At 74.5% G+C, this 2,584-nt stretch carries 3 protein-coding genes; 1 reads left to right on the top strand and 2 read right to left on the bottom strand.

The window, feature by feature from the left end; all coding sequences use genetic code 11:
• Positions 1-202 precede the first annotated feature (202 nt).
• Positions 203-1,045 carry an SMP-30/gluconolactonase/LRE family protein gene (locus tag ACFV4N_RS42640; RefSeq protein WP_499678392.1) on the top strand — a complete coding sequence of 281 codons (843 nt, stop codon included), beginning with the start codon at positions 203-205 and terminating at the stop codon, positions 1,043-1,045.
• Here the strand turns inward: ACFV4N_RS42640 and ACFV4N_RS42635 are convergent.
• Together ACFV4N_RS42635 and ACFV4N_RS42630 are read right to left on the bottom strand one after the other, a co-directional pair.
• A complete protein-coding gene (locus tag ACFV4N_RS42635) occupies positions 1,039-1,239 on the bottom strand; it encodes a hypothetical protein (RefSeq protein ID WP_499678391.1) in 201 nt (66 codons plus the stop codon). The two genes, ACFV4N_RS42640 and ACFV4N_RS42635, sit on opposite strands and share 7 nt — an antisense overlap.
• Before the next feature lie 362 nt (positions 1,240-1,601).
• The coding region (locus ACFV4N_RS42630; protein ID WP_499678390.1) for an FGLLP motif-containing membrane protein at positions 1,602-2,584 on the bottom strand (983 nt) is incomplete at its 5' end.

The raw sequence follows: 2,584 nt of genomic DNA, 5'->3' as shown, positions 1-2,584 counted from the left end.
ACCCCCGGCCGCCCCACCACGAAAGGGAGCCCCCATGACTCGCCGCACGACACCGCGCCACCGTCGCGCGCGGACGCTCACGGCGGTGGCGATCGCCGTCGCGGGCGCCGCGGCACCGACGCCCGGCGCTTCCGCCCACACGGCAACGGCGTCGCCGTGCACCCCGGGAGCGGTCTACGGCTCGCCGTTGCCCTCGCGGTCGGTGACGTCCCAGCTCGTCCGAGGGGGGTTCACCTTCCTCGAAGGCCCCACCTGGGACCAGCGGACGGGCACCCTGCTGCTGTCGGACATGCGGAACCCCACCGGCCCGCAGGGCGTGCAACCGTCCTCGGTGCTCCGGTTCACCCCGCCGGCCGCGTTCGAGACGTTCATCGCCGACTCCGGCAGCAACGGCCTCGCGATCACGCCCGACGGCTCGCGGCTGCTCGCCGCCACCCACGACAACCGCACCGTGTCCGCCTACGGCCTGGCCGACCGCGCCCGCACCACCGTCGCGGCCGACCACCAGGGCCGCGCGTTCAACTCCCCCAACGACCTGACCATCGGCGGGGACGGCACCACCTACTTCACCGACCCCACCTTCCAGCGCGGCAACCGCGCCGACGAGCAGGGCGGTCGGACCGGCGTCTTCCGCGTCCGGGACGGCGTGGTCCGCCTCGTCGACGACACGCTGTCCCAGCCGAACGGCGTCGTCCTGTCGCCCGACGGCAGGACGCTCTACGTCGGCGGCGGCAACTCGATCGTGAAGTACACCATCGCCGCCGACGGCTCGACCTCCAACCGCACGGCGTTCGCGAGCATCCGGACGCCCGACGGCGCCACCGTCGACTGCGCGGGCAACCTGTACTGGGCCTCCTACGACGAGGGCCTCGTGCGCGTCTTCTCCCCGACCGGGGCGTTGCTGGGCACCATCTCGGCGGGCCGCAACACCACCAACGCGGCGTTCGGCGGCCCGGACGGCCGGACGCTGTACATCACCTCCGGCACCCCCGGCTCGTTCGGCCTCTACCAGGTGCGCCTCAACGTGCCGGGCAACCCCTACTGAACGCCGTCGGCCGCCCGGGTCCGGTCGACGACCCACCGGGTCAGGGCGTCGAGGTAGCCGGGCGCCAGGCGGGCGCCTCCGTCGGTCCGGACGCGGTGGTCGGCGCCGGGGAACACCTCGACGGTCAGCGTCGCGCGGCCGTCCCGGTCGCGGTGGCAGGCGGCGTCGGTGAACAGGCGGACGCTGTCGGCCACCGGGACCAGCTCCGGCCGCGTCGGATGCCAGGTCGTCGATCGTCGCGTCGAGCCAGTCGCCGGACGACCCGCCGACGCCGCGCTTGTCGTAGGACAGCACGGCGATCCCGGCGTCCACCAGGTGCCGCCGGATCGCCGGGAAGTACGCGTCGTTGTCCCGGTCCGACGGCCCCGACCCGCCGACCATGACCACCCCCGGCGCCGGCGCGCCGCGGTCGGGCAGGCTCAGCGAACCGGCCAGCACCACCCCGGCGTTGGCGAAAGTGACGTCCTCCGACAAGGTTCCCCCTGAAGTCGACGCTGGTGGCAGCGCAACGCCGGGGTCCACCCGGTTCGGGGACGACGACACCGCCCGCCGGCCGTCACCGCGCCACCCCGTGCCCGTCCCCCGCTTCGCCGGGTTGGCGCGCGTACCGGCGCAGGGCCAGGCTCACGGCGGCGGCGACGAGGAACAGGGCCGTCGCGGCGTACAGCACGGTCATCCTGGGGCTCTGCCCGAGGCTCTCGGCCACCGCCGGCGAGCGCGGGGTGTTGAGGACCACGTGGACGTACAGGAAGAGCGCGGGCACGTAGACCAGCCACCACAGGCGTCGGCTCCACCGCTTGAGGTCGTAGCCGTCCAGCGGTCGGACCGGCACCAGGCCGAAGACGGCGGCCTGGACCCCCAGCACGAGCACCACGCACGCGGCGTGCCCGAGGGTGTAGGTCCCCGGTCCCGCGTGGCGGGCCTGCTGGATCACCGGCTCGGCGGCGACCCACAGCCCCAGGCACACCACCAGGACCGAGAGGGCACCACCGAAGGTCGCGCGCCCCTTGTGCGGCCCCTCGGGCTCGACGACGAGGGCGATGTACACGATCACCAGGCCGTAGACGTACGGCACGGGCGACCCCGACAGGCGCGACGCGGTGGCCATGGCGGCGGCGACGGCGAAACCCAGCCCGACCGCGCGGATCCGGGACGGTCCGCGCACCCTCCTGAGCAGCAGGTCCTTGGGCGTCTCGTAGGCGAGCGCCACCAGCACCAGCGCGACCGCGCCGGCGCCGACCTTGAGCTGCACGCCGCCGTCGAGGAAGCTCCTGTTCTGCGCGTCGGCCCACGCCAGCAGCACGCCCCCGACCAGCGCACAGGCCGGGAGGCGCAACCACCCGGGCACGCGGGGCGCGGCCGTGCCCCGACCCCGCACGGCCGGGGTCCGGACCAGTTCGACCACCTTGTTGACCAGGTCGGCGGGGAAGGCGGCCTCCAGCAGCAGCACCAGGACGAGCAGCCACCCTGTCAGCGCGGCGCTGGTGGCCAGCTCCGCGAGGTCGGTGGACACCTCGTGCCACGTGGGCAGGCCCAGGA

It is taken from the genome of Actinosynnema sp. NPDC059797, assembly GCF_042732085.1.
Taxonomy (GTDB): domain Bacteria; phylum Actinomycetota; class Actinomycetes; order Mycobacteriales; family Pseudonocardiaceae; genus Actinosynnema.
This window is presented reverse-complemented; position numbering and strand designations above follow the sequence as displayed.